Raw genomic sequence first — 15,380 nt, 5'->3', positions numbered from 1 at the left:
TATGCCCTTGTTATTACTTAACGAAGACGAATTACGCCAAATTATCACCATCCCCGAAACCCTTGACGCGGTTGAGGCTGCTTTTGCGGCGCTGGCCGAGAATCGGATGAATGTGCCGGGCGACTTCACCTTGAACCTGCCCGCCGTCAACGGCGAAGTGCAGGTGAAAGGCACGTATTTGGACGAAGCTCCCTACTACGTCATCAAGGTGGGCAGCAATTTCCGCGACAATCCAAGCATTAATCTACCCGCCCAGAGCGGCCTGATGGTTGTTTTTGATGCCGCCACCGGCTTTCCGGCGGCCGTTCTGTTTGATAACGGGTACGTCACCAGTATGCGGGCCGGAGCAGCCGGAGCATTAACGGCCATCTATCTGGCCAACCCGCAGCTTGACCACGTAGCCGTGATCGGTTCGGGCCAGCAAGCCTACATCCAAATAAAATCGTTAAAGACGGTCAGAAACAACATTGGCCTGGTTTCGGTGTGGGGGCGCACGCCGGTAAAAGTTGACACCTACGCCCGCCGCATTGTTGAAGACCACGATCTCAATGTGGAAATTGCCTCCTCCATTGAAGAGGCCGTGCGCCGGGCAGACCTCATTATCACCGCTACCGCCAGCGAAGAACCCCTCATCCGGGCCGAATGGCTCAAACCGGGCGTCCACATTATTGCCGTGGGCAGCGACAGGCCCAACAAACAGGAGCTGCACCCCAAGGTGTTGCAACGCGCCGACGTGATCATTGTTGACCAGTACGAACAGTGCGCCGCCGTAGGCGAAATTCACCACGGCCTGGCCGCCGGCGTCATCAGCAAAGATGATGTGCAGGGTGAGTTGGGCGATCTGATCATTGGCAAAATTCCGGGACGCACGCACCCCGAACAAATAACCGTGGCCGATCTGACCGGCCTGGACACGCAAGACTCAACCGTGGCCACGCTGGCCCTGGAAAAGGCGCTCTTCCTGGGTGTGGGCCAGCGGGTGGCCGGTTCAGCCATAGACATCCAAAATCCACCCATCAGCTAACATGCCACCCACCGACAAAATACCCTGGCGTTATTTAGGCCTATTACTGGCGGCCAATCTAAGCCTGCTCTTGCCCAACGCGGCGCTCTTGCGCGTGGCCGGGGCTTTGCTCCTCATCGGCTTGCTGCCCGGCCTGAGTTGGGCCAACCGGCTGCTGGCCACTTCTCCTGCCCTGCTACGCTGGACCGCCGCCGCCGCCCTCAGTTATACCCTGACGATGCTCGCCGCCCTGCTGCTCCATTATCTGCCCGGCCCTTTACCGGCCTGGCCCTTGCTGACCGTCCTTAACCTGGTCGGCCTTATCCCTTTTTTAAAAGGCAACCCCGGCCCGGCCAAAACCGGCGCGGCCCTCACTCGCTTTTTGCCCCCGGCCCTTCTGTTGATCCTGGTTACCGCCGGGCTGCTGCGGGGCGTCAACCTTCACTACAGCGAGTTTCAAGGCGACGAAGCCCTGGCCATGATCGCCGCCGCCGAAAGCCTGGAAGGCCACGCCGACGCCCTTTTTTTACGGGCCAAAGGCCCCGGCGAGGTGCTGCTGCCCCTGGCCCTCTGGCGGCTGACCGGCACCACCAACGAACTCATCGCCCGCCTGCCCTTTACGGCTGCCTCTCTCCTGGCTATTGTGACCATTTATTTGATTGGCCGGGACATAGGGGGCCGGAGGCTCGGTTGGTTGGCCGCCGGATTTTTTGCCTTTAACGGTTTTGCCGTGGCTTTTGGCCGCATTGTGCAGTACCAGGCCCTGGTGCTGTGGCTGAGCGCCATGGCCTTTCTGCTGATCTGGCAATGGCGCCAAACCGGGCAACAACGCCTGGCCGTTTTAGGCGGCCTCTGCCTGGGCGCCGGCCTGCTGGCCCACTACGACGCCATTCTGGCGCTGCCGGCCCTGGCCTGGCTGTTTGTAACGACCACCCACCACCGACCACCGACCCTTACCGAAAATAATCAATTTACTCTCTATACCGGCGGCCAACCGTTGGCCATCAGCCGCCACGTAATTCCGGCCCTCAAGTCTGGTCTGCTGTTCCTGCTGGCGTTGCTGCTGGTCGCCTTGCCTTTTTATCTCCCCTTTACGCTGGACCCCCGGGCCAACCGCACCGGCCAATACGTGGGCCGGCGCATCGGCGATGAGTTGCGCAATAACTTGCCTAACTTTTTTCACTTCAACACCTTTTACAGTTCTTCTTATTACCTCATCCTAACCGGCCTGCTGGTCTTGGGCCTGCTGCTCTGGCTCCTGTGGCAGGCCCGCTGGAGCCGTTGGCGGCTGCCTGTTTTGCTGGCCCTTGGTATCGCCGCGGTTATTCTTAAGCCCAACCTGCTGACGCTCAATCAAACTAACCTGTCCATTCTCCCCTTTGCCTTGCTGCTGGCCGGCGCCTTTTTGGCCCTTCCCTTTGGCAGTTTTGGCCAGGCCCTCATTATCTGGCTGGCCGTGCCCTTTCTGGGTTATAATTTTGTGGTGGCCCTGGGTTTAACCCACATTTACACCATTGTCCCGGCCTGGTCCCTGCTGGCCGCGCTGGGCTGGCATCATCTTCTCGAATTACAAATTACAAATTACAAAAGGCGCTTCTCATTTCTCATTTCTAATTTTATCCTGATCTATTTGCTCTACCTATCAACCGTCTTTCTCTGGAACGCCTTTGTTCACCACGATGTTGAATATTGGCAAGATTATCCCCATGGCAATTTACCCTTTTACTGGAATCCTTATCCAGACCTGCCCCGGGCCGGTTTTTTTGGCTTTGCCCATCGCGCCGGCTGGAAAGCGATTGGCCAAAAAATTGTGAGCGGTGAATTGAGCGGCGATTACGGCAGCAACGAAGAACCGGACGTAACCACCTGGTACACCCGCGGCACGCCCCGCGCCTGCGACCCTCAGCCGGAATTTTACTACCTGGCCGGCGATCTGATTGATCCCGTAGAAGTTCCAACCAAGATCATTGAAACACAATATCAACAAATTGGGACGGTGACCCTGCCCAATCAAAAACAAATGCGCATCATGCAGCAAACACCGGCCAGCCTCACCCTGGACCAGTTGGACGAGGCCCGGCTGGCCCGCGAATTTGATCAAACCGCCACGCCGGCCGCTTTTGCGCGCTCGGCGCGGGGGGCGGTGCCGCTGGCCGTCAATTTTGGCCACCTGGTGCGGCTCATTGGTTATCAACTGGATACGCGCCGGGCCTATCCCGGCGGGCGAGTGCCGGTGACGCTGTACTGGCAGGCGCTGGCCCCCATCCCGGCCAGTTATCAAGTTTTTACGCACCTGGAAAGCGAGGCCGGGCCGGCGGCCCAGGCCGACGGCGGGCCGGTGTGTTGGAGCTATCCCACCACGCTTTGGCAGCCCGGCCAAATCATCGCCGACCAACACGCCATCCCCTTGCCCCCCTCAATTTCGCCTGGCACCTATCCCCTGAAGGTCGGCCTTTATCAGGCCGACACCGGAGCGCGGCTGGATGTATTGGACGAGGCGGGCAACCCCGCCGGAACCAGCCTCACTTTAGAAATGGTTGAGATCGGTCGTTAGTCGTTGGTCGTTGGTCATTCGTCAAAGTATGAACCATCCCAATTCTAGGAGAAAAGAGGTGGCGATGAAAGAGTATGTGCACGGCTATTCAAATCAAGAGACCGCCCGATTGGCGGACCAGGCCAATACGCTGGCTGAATTGTTACATTACGATACCCACTATCCGGCGGGGAGCACTGTTTTAGAAGTTGGCTGCGGCGTCGGGGCGCAAACCGTTATTTTGGCCCAAAATAGCCCCGAAGCCCTGATCACGGCTATTGATATTTCCCCGGATTCCTTGAACCAGGCCAGGGCGACCGTCAACCGGCGCAAGTTAAATAATGTCACCTTCAAAAAGGCCAATATTTTTGACTTACCTTTTGCCGACAATGGCTTTGACCACATTTTTGTCTGTTTTGTGCTGGAACATCTGGCGGAACCTGTCGAGGCGCTGGCCAGGCTCAAAAGAGTGCTAAAACCGGGCGGTTCCATCACCGTCATCGAAGGCGACCACGGTTCCTACTACAGCCATCCGGCCAGCGCCGAGGCCTCACGGGCGGTGCAATGTTTAATTGACCTCCAGGCCCGGCTTAAGGGGAATTCGCGCATTGGCCGGCAACTCTACCCCCTGCTGCGCCGGGCCGGATTTGCGCAGGTCAGCGTATCGCCGCGCATGGTGTATGTTGACGCCAGCAAACCGGCGCTGGTGGAAGGATTCAGCCGGAAAACATTTATTGCCATGGTTGAAGCGGTGCAAGCGCAAGCCCTGGCCTTAAGCTTGATTGATAAAAAAACCTGGGATAAGGGCATTGCCGATCTGTACCGGGCCACCGCAGAAGACGGCACGTTCTGTTATACCTTTTTTAAGGGGTTGGGGGTGAAAAGTGTCTCCCCAGTCGATTCATAATGCAGGGCCTCAACAATAGAGTTATTCCTCAATAAGGGGTGTAGCAACTTTGGACCCAGCGCCCACAGATAAACACGGACAAAAGTCAAAAAAATCTGTCGAATCTGTGTTCATCTGTGTCCAATAGATAAGACAATTTTATTAGGGCCTTAGCAGTTGAATCCTTGCTTTTTGGCCAAGAACATGAACCACAAAGCCACCAAGCGCACGAAGTCACCAAGATTCTTTGTGGTTTTTGTGTCCTTTGTGCCTTTGTGGTAAAAATCCTTTTTGGTTCCGGCCTGGAAGCAACGCGCCTTTGTCCGGGTTAGAGAACATCTAATCAATTCATGGCCCTTAGCTTAAATTGTTTTGCCGGCAAAGTTGTCTTTAAGTAAAAGTGGGGTTACGATGGGGGATAACTTAAACGAGTGAAGTGGTAATCCCCAAACTCAACAAACAACACAGGAGGCACAAATGTCAAAGAGCATCTTAATCACCGGCGCCAGCACCGGCATTGGCGCCGAAACAGCCAGGTATTTAGCCCAAAATAATACCATCATTGTGCACTATAACGCTTCCAAAACGGAAGCAGAAAAAGTGGCCGTGGAAGTCGGTCAGGCAGGAGGCCAGGCCCACCTCATTCAGGCCAATGTGTCCACCGAAGCCGGCTGCGTTAAAATTTTTGACGAGGTGCGCGAAAAGTATGACCACCTGGACGTTCTGGTCAACAACGCCGGTGGCCTGATCAAAAGACAGCCGGTTACAGCCCTTGAGTGGCCGCTGATGGAGCAAATTTTTGCGCTCAATGTATTCTCGGTGATGAAACTCTCCTCGCTCTGCATTCCTCTGCTCAAAAACGGCAGCCAGCCGTGTATCATCAACCTGACCTCAATTGCGATCCGGCATGGCGCCCCCACCGCTACCATTTATGGCGCAGCCAAATCGGCCATTGATGCCTTCACGCGGGGCCTGGCCAAAGAGCTGGCCCCGGACATTCGGGTTAACGCCGTTGCGCCGGGCGTCATTGAAACGCCGTTTCATCAAAAAGTCTCCACCCCGGAGCAAATGCAAAATTTCAAAAACAACACGCCCTTAAAGGTAAACGGCAAAGCCATCCACATTGCCATGGCCATTAAAATGCTGATTGAAAATGATTTTATGACCGGCGAAACCGTTGACGTCAACGGCGGCCTTTTTATGAGATAAAATTTAAAGGATGAGCCGTGAACTCATCTAAAACCTATGAGGATTTATCCAGCCAGGATCTGATGAACTTGATCGAGGCGAACCTGATTGAGCGATCATTGTATTTTCCCCGCCTCTTCAACGGGGAGATCCACGGTCCCAATCCAATCTGGTTCATCACCGGCCCCACTTTACCCGCCGGCAACGGTGTCGTTAGCGCAACCTTTGCCCTGGGAGAGATTGACGCCAGTATCGAGGCCACTCTGGCCCCCTTCAAAGCCCGCCGGTTGCCGCTGAAATGGTGGGTTGGGCCGGCCACTGCTCCCCAAAACATGGGCCAGCATCTACAAAATCATGGTTTAACCCACAATCGTGACATGATGGGCATGGCCACGAATCTACACAATTTGGCCCAGCCCATAGCACCACCCCTACCCAAATTAACTTTTGAAAGGGTTAAAAACAAAACAACTCTGGCCGAATGGTACAATCTTCTACTGGCCGGTTTTCCTATCTCATTTGATCAAGTTTATTTGGACGCTCTGGCCCTCGCCAGCTTGGGGCCAGGTACCGCCGAGCGCCACTACATAGTCCAACACCGGGGAAAAACAGTGGGCATCAGCACGCTTTTTCTGGATGGAAATGTCGCCGGCCTTTATAACCTGGTAACCTGCCCCCAAGCCCGGGGGCAGGGAATTGGGACCTGGTTGACAATAAGAACTTACCAGGAGGCCCTGACCTTGGGTTACGCCATCGGCACCCTCCAGACCACCTACCCCAATGCCTTACGGCTGTATCATCGGCTGGGATTTGAGGTTTATTGTAAAATCGGGATATATTCATATTCCAAGAATGTCTAGCCCCTTCAGAAATCCATGAAACTTTAGGCCCCGTTCACGGTATTATAGTTAGTGGAATTCTCTGATGAGCGCCAACCCAACAAAGTTAGCCTATCAACCGAGTAAACCACAGTGACGGATTGATGAAGCTGTTTTCTTTGGGAAGAGCGTCGCCAATTTTTTGGTAACTCAGGAGGGGGCGACCCGCCGGTTGTTGCCCCCCTATCTAACATTTGGGATAAATCCCGTTGGAGGCCCATGTGAAACCATTCCAAATCCCTACCCTGGTCATCAACTATTACCCGGTTAAAAATGGCCGGATCAATCGCGCTATAACCGGGGATGTTGACGCGCCGCTCGACGACATCCGAGCCCACGTTGAACGTACCACGGCCCGGGTGAGGCAAGCCCTGGAACAGGGCAGCTCTTATCATGGCTACAAAAACCCTGCCGCTCAACCAAGCCTGCAATACAAAATTCTGGCGACGCTTGAGTTTTTAGAACCATTGCCCACGCACCATAAACCGGGCCACCGCGCGCCAATGACGGATTACAACGCCATTATGAAACGGGTGGATATTGGCCATTGGGTGGAAGAAAAGGGTGTCAAAGAGGTGTGGTTATGGGGGTATCACGGCGGCGTGATTGACTTATGGGAGTCGAACATGGCCGGTCCCTTTGGCGACATCAGCAACAGCGACCGCGATCCGCATGACCTGCCGGTATTGCCCAAAACCTACACCGTGTATCACTACAATTACCAACGTGGCCCGGCCGAAGCGGTAGAGGACCACGTCCACCAGATTGAGGCCGTACTGAATTACGTAGACGGTCGTGATAGAACCCCACCCGCCCGGTGGCCCAACCTGCTTTTCTGGGGTAAATTTGTGGGCAGCGACCACTCCCACAAAATCGTCCGGCCCGGCTGCGGCTGGGCCCACTATCCGCCCAATGCCAAGCGCGATTACGATTGGGCCAATCCCCGCTATGTTTTAACCGACATTGAAGACTGGCAGCCCGACGGCACCGGGCCTAAAAAACGCCTCAACTGTGAGCGCTGGAACGGCGACAGCCTGACCTGGTTCATCTACTGGATGCAAAACCTGCCCGGCGCAAACAACGGTTTAACCTACAAAAGTCGCCCTTTACAAAACTGGTGGGTCTTTATCGGTAATTTTGATGAAGCGATGGGAAAGGGATGGGGGTTGGTTGAATAGAGCGAAGGCATCCTGATGCCTTCGCGGACGGCATAGGGATGTCGCCCTACGAAAATTTGGATCTACTGATACTAATAAAAAAACGGCCTTTCTTTAAGGCCGTTTTTTGCATGGTGCCAAGCCCACGGGCGGATTTGAACCGCCGACCTACGCCTTACCAAGGCGTTGCTCTACCGACTGAGCTACGTGGGCAATTTTTTATTTGAATTGATAATTGTATTCTGTCGGGGCGGACGGATTTGAACCGTCGACCTCTTGAACCCCATTCAAGCACGCTACCGGACTGCGCCACGCCCCGCTATTGGATTTTTAATGAAGTCGGGATGGGCGGATTTGAACCGCCGGCCTCTTCGTCCCGAACGAAGCGCGCTACCGGACTGCGCTACATCCCGCCACTTCTCGGTTTTGCCCTAAATAATAATTTGCGAGCAAAACCTTTCCTCTGGCAAAACGGGAGTATAGCATGAGCAGAGATTGCTGTCAAAAAACATAAGGCTCACGCTTGGCCATAAATGGCCTTCATTTCATCATACACCCGGCTCACCCCGGCCCTGATCCGTTTTTCGATGATGGATTTTTCGCCCGCCCGGTAAGGGAAAAAATCAATCATCTGGCTAATCACCACGGCAGCTTCGGCCTTGGTGCGGCCCGATTTATATTGGCTACGGACTTTGGAGCGCATAGCCCGGATATACTCCGACACCGGCTCGGTGGCTTCCACGTTACAGAGCGGCCCATGGCCCGGCACAATCATTGAGTAACTCTGCCGGCGCAGCCAGCGCGACCTGGCCAACCATTCTTCGCTGTTGCACTGGCCCAGGGCGGGATGCTCATTTACCACCACCAAATCGCCGGTAAAGAGAATGCGCTCGTTGGGCAAAAACAGGCCGCTGGTGGCCGGGGTATGCCCCCCCAGGTATAAAAAGTGCAACTCGCGCCCCCCTTTTTGGATCACCAGTTTGCCGGTAAAACAGAGTTCCGGCTTGATGATCCTGACCTGGTTAAATTGTCTTTGAATGTCGGGACGCTTTTTGAATAGATTTTTGGTCCGTTCGATGAAGGTTTCTTTATAATTGGCCATTTCTTTCCAGGCCGCTTCATGCGCCAAAACAGGCGCATCAAAGAATTGATTGCCCATAATGTGGGCCCGGTGGTGGTCGGTGTTGAAAACGTACAACACCCTATCCGTTAATTCTGAAACGGTTTTGGCCCAACGTTTACCGTCTTCGGGGATCATCGGCGTGTCAACCACAATCGCGCCCTCATCGGTTAAAATGCAGCCAACATTGGCCCCTTCATAATCCAGGTCAACAAAAACTCGGTCGGCAATTTCTTGGAGCATGGTCCATCCCTTTGGCATGGTGGCTTAAAACGTGATGTAGTTTAGCACAATTGATTTGGATTATCAAGAGAAATAGCAGATATTTAAGCTACAAATTGCCGCGCAGCGGTTGTTTGACGACGACGGACGAAGGACGAATGACGAATGACGAACTCGACTACTCGTTGGTCATTGGTCAATGGTCGTTGGTCGTTGGTCGTTAGTCCCCCCAGGCCGCCAACACTTTCCGTTGGCCGGCGCTGATGGCTCGCAGAAGCGCGTCCTGGTCAACGGGCAGGCTCAACACCCGAACGCCGGTAGCATGGTAAATGGCATTGGCGATGGCCGGGGCGGTGGGGATGCTGGGCAATTCACCCACGCCTTTGGCCCCATAAGGCCCATCCGTCGTCTTATGCTCCACCAAACGCGAAACGATTTCCGGGGTGTGTTTGATCCCGGGTATCTTGTAACGGGCAAAAACGTTAGTCCAGGGTTGGCCGTTTTCCATTACATAATGCTCGGTCAGGGCATAACCCATACACATGACCATGCCCCCTTCTATTTGCCCCTGGAGCGTCTGGGGGTTGATGGCCCGGCCTACATCGTGTACCCCAATGATTTTTTGAATTTGCACCTGACCGGTTTCAACGTCAACTTCGACCAATGCTGCCTGGGCCCCAAAACCAAAAGCGATGTGCATATCGCCGCCGGTGCCAAGCGGCTGGGTTTTGGGCGCCCAGTATTCATAAGAGACTCTAGTTTCACGCCCTTCTTCTTTGGCCCAGGCAACGGCCTGGGCTATATCTACCGCATCACCATTTATCCAGATTTGGCCGTTGGCAAACACCAATTCGTCCGGCGCACAGTTCAAACGTTCCGCTGCCGCCGCAGCCAACACCTGCCGAACACCCTGAGCCGCGTAACGGGCCGCATTGCCGCTGAGATAGGTTTGGCGGCTGGCCGTGGTGGGGCCGCCGTCGGGGGTACGGTCGGTATCGCTGAGCAACACCTGCACCTTGGCATAAGGCAGGCCCAACATTTCTGCCGTCACCTGGGCCAGCACGGCCGGTAAACCCTGCCCCATCTCCGCCGACGAGGTGCGGACTTCGGCCATCGTTCCCCGGCGGGGATCCACCCAAACTTCCACCTCGACCTCGGCTTTATCGGGCGCGCCCCCACCCAGGCCGGTATTTTTGTAAGCCAAAGCGATCCCCCAGGCGTAATGTTTGCCGCCCTCGCGCCATCGCCAACAAAAGGACTCTCCCCGTTGGGTATGGTGAGTCTGCATCTCGCTTTCCAGCGCGACTATACACTCTTTAAGACCCACACTCTCGCGCAGCAACTGGCCGGTGCAGGTCATTGCGCCCACCTCCAGCGCATTGAGGCGACGGAATTCAAGAGGGTCCAAGCCCAATTGTTCAGCCACCTGGTCCATATTGCTCTCGACGGCAAAGGCGCTCTGGGTAACACCAAAACCGCGGAACGCGCCGCAGGGGGGATTGTTGGTATACATGGCATAACAATCCACTTTCACATGAGGCACGTCGTAAGGCCCGGAAGCGTGGGTGGTGGCGCGAGTCATCACCTTCTCGCCCAAGCTGGCGTAGGCGCCGCTGTCGCCAAATAATTCCGCTTCCACCGCCGTCAATCGGCCTGTTTTGGCGGCGCCCGTTTTTACGCGGATCACGGTGGCGTGGCGTTTGGGATGCGCCTGTAAACTCTCCTGGCGGGTGTAAAGCATTTTTACCGGACGCCCGGTTTTTTGGGCCAGCAGCGCCACGTGTATCTGGCCCATAACATCCTCCTTACCGCCAAAACCGCCACCCACCAGGGTGCCGATGACGCGCACTGCTTCGTTTTCCACACCCAGACAGGCCGCAATTTGCTCCCGGTCGGCATAGGGGATCTGGCTGCCCACATAAACGGTCAATTTGGGATGGCTGGCGGTTACGCCCCGGTCGGCAGAGCGGTCCACATTTCCACCAAAATCGGCGGGATTATAGCCGGCAGGCACAGCAATGGCGCACTCCGGCTCAAGGAAGGCGTGTTCGGTCATAGGCGTATGATAAGTGCGTTCTACAATCACGTCGGCCTGGGCAAAGCCGGCCGCTATATCACCTTTGCGCACTTTGATGTGTTTGAGCAAATTACCCTCCGGCCGGTCATCGTGCAAAATGGGCGCGTCCGGCTGGCGGGCCAAAATAGGATCGGGCACGATGGGCAACGGCTGGTAATCAACCTCTATCAAGTCCAGAGCCTGGGCCGCAATTTCTTCCGTGTCGGCGGCCACAATGGCTACGGCGTCGCCCGTGTAGCGCACTTTATCGTAACACAGCGTGGGCCAATCGGTTTCCACCAGGCCGTGATTTTTGCGGCCCGGCACGTCTTTGTGGGTCAACACGGCGCGGACGCCGGACAGGGCTTCCGCCGCGCTGATGTTGATAGAGAGGATTTTGGCATGGGGAATGCCGGCCCGTTTGGTGCGGGCGTAAAGCATCCCTGGAAAAGCATAATCATCGGTGAACATAGCCCGGCCGGTGACTTTTTCCAGAGAGGTAGGATGGGGCAGGGGACGGCCAACGGCCTGGCCCGGCTCCTGCACAGAGGGAATGTCAGGCGGAACATCCTCACCTGCGGCCTGGCGAATGGCCCGGATAATGCTGGTGTAACCGGTGCAGCGGCAGTAGGCGTCTTTCAAAGCCACTTTTATGTCGTGTTCCGTCACCGGCTCGCCGGCGGCAGTTTTGCTATCAAGCAAGGCTTTGGCGTTCATTATCAGACCGGGGGTGCAAAAACCGCACTGCACGGCGGCGTGGTCAATAAAGGCTTGTTGCAGCGGGTGCAATTGACCGTTGGCCGTCAAACCTTCAATGGTTTCAATCTCTGCACCTTGAGCTTTGAAGGCCGGATAGATGCAGGAGTTCACCGGCGTTCCATTGACCAGCACCGTGCAGATGCCGCACTCGGCCTCGTTGCAGCCGATTTTGGTGCCGGTCAGACCCAGATCATAGCGCAGCACCTGGGCCAAAAAGCGAAATTCGGGCACGTCTAAAGTGTGTGGGTTGCCGTTGACGGTCAATTTTAAACGGGTCATGCTTTCTCCTCATCATCCGCTGAGTTCAACAATTTTTATAGTGAATACTTTATTTATTATAACACAAATCGCGGTCAATTTCCCAATTGAGCCACTCGTGGTATCATGGCCGCTATGAAAAAACAACTTCGGCTACACCTGATAGTTATTGGATTTTACCTCTTACTGGCCCTCATTCTCACCTGGCCGCTGGCCGTTCACCTGACCAGCCACATCCCCGGTGAAGCCACCTGGGCCTTTGACGAAGCCACCTTTATCTGGAATATGTGGTGGTTCAAATTCAGCCTGTTAAATTTACAGCAGACGCCGCTGGTGTCAACCTATATCTTTTTCCCGTTGGGCGTCAACCTGACCACCTACACTTTTAATCTCTTTAACGCCGCCTTTGGCCTGCCTCTCCAGCTTGCTTTTTCGTTGCCCCTGGCCCAAAACCTGGCCCTGCTCTTTTCTTACGTTTCCAGCGCCTACGGTATGTTTTTGCTTTCACTTTATCTACTTTATCAAACAAATATGGGCCAGCCTGCGGCACATGTTACACCCCCAACAAATATGTCGCCTACTTCCTACCTGGCCGCTTTTGCCGCCGGAAGCGTGTACGCCTTTTCCGCCAGCCGCATGATGTATGTGGCCCTGGGCCATTACAATTTTGTGACCATTCAATGGTTTCCCTTTTACACCCTGTTTCTGTTAAAAACACTGCGCGACGGGAACATCAAAAAACACATCCTGACTACCAGCCTGTTTGCCGCCTTTTGCCTCTACGCCGAGTTGACCTACAGCGTTTTTTTGATCTTCATTACCCTGTTAGTAGTTGGAGGTGAGTGGGTTAAAACCTGGAAACAGGAACGACGCTCAAATTCTGCCCTCATTAAAACGCTATCGGCTCTGGCCTTGATTGTGCTGTTTACGCTAATTTTCACCGCCCCTTTTGTTCTCTCGGTTTTGCCCGACTTTCTCGATCCCGCCTATGCCCAACCGGGCTGGGGCGAGGGTCTCAAACTCAGCGCCGACCTGGCCGGCCTTTTTACCCTCACGCCACTGCATCCTCTGGCTGGAGTAGACTGGATCACCGAGTTACGCGCCGTCATCGAAGGCACCGGCCGCTTCAACGATGCCAACACCCTTTTTCTGGGCTACGGCATTCTGGCCCTGGCCTTGCTGGGTTTTGCCGTGCGCCGCAAACAAGGGTGGGTTTGGTTGGGGGGCGTCATCATTTTTACTATTCTCAGCCTGGGGCCGCTGCTAACCATTAACGGCCAGAACCGTTTTAACCTGGACGGCCTTGAGGTCACGTTTCCCTTGCCTTTTGCCCTGCTGCACTACCTGCCCGTGCTCAACGCCCACCGCGTGCCCAACCGCTTTGGCATTCCACTGAGTTTGAGTATGGCCGTGTTGGTTGGTTTTGCCATAGCTTGGCTGTTAGGCAAACTAGAAATTAGAAATAAAGATTTAGGACAAGATAGCGGCCCCAAAAACAGGCATTTTTTAATTTCTATTTTCTCATTCTTTATTCTTCTTTCTCTGCTTCTGTTTGATCAATACAGTGTTCCACTCCCGCTCACTGATGCCCGTATCCCGGAAATCTACTATCAAATTGGGGCCGAGGCGAATGACTTTACCCTGCTGCAATTGCCGCTGGGCTGGCGCAACAGCTACGGCACCTTGGGGGCCGAACGGACCCAACTGCAATATTACCAGGCCGCCCACCACCGGCCCATCCTTGGCGGCAATACCTCCCGCAACCCAGCTTTTAAGTTTGACTACTACGCCAACATCCCCCTTTTTTCCGCCCTCACCGAAACCGAACTCTACCGCAGCGTGGATGAAATCACCCTGGCCCGGGCGCGCCAACAAGCCGCCGAGTTGATGGCCCTTTATAACGTCAAATACCTGGTCATCCACAGCCCCATAGAACACCGCAAACCTTATGAAGATACCTTCCTGGCTACGCGAACGCTTGCGTTTGACCTCATTCCCCACCAGCCCGTTCCCCGCTACCAGACGTCAGCGGTAGAGGCCTTTGCTATAGAGCAGACGCCCTTGCCCAATCCCCTCATTCTTGATTTTGGCGATTGGACCAGTGACCCTTACCGAGGCGAAGGCTGGGCCAGTAACGAAGAAATCTTTGCCGCCACGGCCAACTGGGCTACGGATACTACCGCACTCGTCTTTTTCCCCAGGCGCGGCAGCGGCAACCGCCAGTTGTCCATTCACCTTGCTCCCTTTGACTATCCGGGGATGCCGGAACAAACCCTTCAGTTAACCCTTAACGGACACCCCTTGCCCTCCAGTTTTTCCCTCAACAAAGGCTGGCAAACCATTGAAACCGTTTTGCCAGAGACTTATTTACAAGAAGGGCTGAACCGTTTAACGCTGCGCTTTGCCCACACCGCCCAACCCCGCCGGGTATTGCCGGCCAACCGGGCCGTTGGCGGCACAGGCGCGGAAACGCCGGTTGACCTGGAGGTCAACAGCAGCAGCGACTTTGCCTTTGTCACCGTTGGTTTTGGCGCTGAGGCTATTGACGCTTCGGCCCACCGGCGCGGGGTCAACCTGGCGGTGATAGACCTGAAATCCGGTCAAGTAGTCAAAATAAAAGGTTTTGACACCGCCGCCAACGAGTTTGAAGCCGCTGCCCTAAGCCAATTTATTACAGACATCCCCCCCGGCCACATTGTGATTGTGGCCACGCAGGGGACGGAAGCCGCCGCTTTCTTTACTACCGAGACGCTGGCCGCCCTGCAAACTCTTGGCCTGTCAAGCGAACATCTTAACCCGCCCTTCTCCGCCATCGGCGTGAAAGGGGCCGGGCCGGGCACAGCCCTGCAAACAAGCGGCGATCCTGCCTACCTGCGCCTGGGGGCTGCGCCGGATGTCCGTAACCTGGCGGCGGCGGTAGATAAAATCATCATCAGCCAGCGTGATTAAATTTGCCCCTGGTTACGTATAATATACGAGGGCCAAAGGGCAAACAACCTGTCTTTAACGTCTCTTGTTGGCCCTAAAATGCCGGCCCAAGGTCACTTATTTGACAAAAATGCCATTGACCTGGGCAAATTCTTGGTGTATGGTTATGAGTATGGGCCTGGCCCGGTTGACCACCTAAACCGCTTGACAACCAAGATACTACCAGGGAGGGATGACCTTACTGCCGATTGTTTGTATGCTATACTTTGTAGATAATCTCACCCATAATAAGAAGGAGCTTTGCTAAAAATGGAAATTGTGCAAACCTTTGCCCAGAAAGTGATGGGCAACGTAGAAAAAGTGATCATCGGCAAACACCAGGCCGTGGAAGA

9 protein-coding genes and 3 tRNA genes are annotated in these 15,380 nt (G+C 55.0%); 7 read left to right on the top strand and 5 right to left on the bottom strand.

The features are described from left to right. The first annotated feature begins 7 nt into the window (after positions 1-7). From JW953_08930 to JW953_08905, 6 genes are all read left to right on the top strand, one after another. Entirely contained in the window at positions 8-1,024 is a 1,017-nt protein-coding gene (locus JW953_08930; protein MBN1992817.1) for an ornithine cyclodeaminase family protein, read from the top strand. 1 nt (position 1,025) lies between these two features. Further along, complete coding sequence (locus JW953_08925; GenBank protein MBN1992816.1) at positions 1,026-3,557, top strand: glycosyltransferase family 39 protein; 2,532 nt, start codon at positions 1,026-1,028, stop codon at positions 3,555-3,557. Between the two features lie 64 nt (positions 3,558-3,621). Then, entirely contained in the window at positions 3,622-4,443 is an 822-nt protein-coding gene (locus tag JW953_08920; GenBank protein ID MBN1992815.1) for a methyltransferase domain-containing protein, read from the top strand. Between the two features lie 456 nt (positions 4,444-4,899). Beyond that, the gene (locus JW953_08915) at positions 4,900-5,631 is read left to right on the top strand and encodes an SDR family oxidoreductase (GenBank protein MBN1992814.1); all 732 of its coding nucleotides are present in this window, start codon (positions 4,900-4,902) and stop codon (positions 5,629-5,631) included. 17 nt (positions 5,632-5,648) lie between these two features. Beyond that, positions 5,649-6,470 carry a GNAT family N-acetyltransferase gene (locus JW953_08910; protein MBN1992813.1) on the top strand — a complete coding sequence of 274 codons (822 nt, stop codon included), beginning with the start codon at positions 5,649-5,651 and terminating at the stop codon, positions 6,468-6,470. A gap of 239 nt (positions 6,471-6,709) precedes the next feature. Further along, the gene (locus JW953_08905; protein ID MBN1992812.1) at positions 6,710-7,666 is read left to right on the top strand and encodes a hypothetical protein; all 957 of its coding nucleotides are present in this window, start codon (positions 6,710-6,712) and stop codon (positions 7,664-7,666) included. Positions 7,667-7,785: 119 nt separating this feature from the next. Here JW953_08905 and JW953_08900 read toward each other — a convergent pair. From JW953_08900 to JW953_08880, 5 genes are all read right to left on the bottom strand, one after another. Continuing rightward, positions 7,786-7,858 (bottom strand) — tRNA-Thr (locus JW953_08900). A gap of 32 nt (positions 7,859-7,890) precedes the next feature. Next, positions 7,891-7,964: transfer RNA gene (locus JW953_08895), tRNA-Pro, on the bottom strand. Between the two features lie 20 nt (positions 7,965-7,984). After that, positions 7,985-8,058 (bottom strand) — tRNA-Pro (locus tag JW953_08890). A gap of 104 nt (positions 8,059-8,162) precedes the next feature. Further along, positions 8,163-9,008, bottom strand: a complete 846-nt coding sequence (locus JW953_08885; protein ID MBN1992811.1) for an MBL fold metallo-hydrolase — start codon at positions 9,006-9,008, stop codon at positions 8,163-8,165. A 199-nt stretch (positions 9,009-9,207) separates the two neighbouring features. After that, entirely contained in the window at positions 9,208-12,081 is a 2,874-nt protein-coding gene (locus JW953_08880) for a molybdopterin-dependent oxidoreductase (protein ID MBN1992810.1), read from the bottom strand. 114 nt (positions 12,082-12,195) lie between these two features. Between JW953_08880 and JW953_08875 the strand changes: the two genes are divergently transcribed. Then, a complete protein-coding gene (locus tag JW953_08875) occupies positions 12,196-15,009 on the top strand; it encodes a hypothetical protein (GenBank protein ID MBN1992809.1) in 2,814 nt (937 codons plus the stop codon). Positions 15,010-15,380 lie beyond the last annotated feature (371 nt).

The organism is Anaerolineae bacterium (assembly GCA_016931895.1).
Lineage (GTDB): Bacteria > Chloroflexota > Anaerolineae > 4572-78 > J111 > JAFGNV01.
The sequence above is the reverse complement of the archived record's forward strand: the minus strand, read 5'-3'. Positions and strand labels throughout refer to the sequence as shown.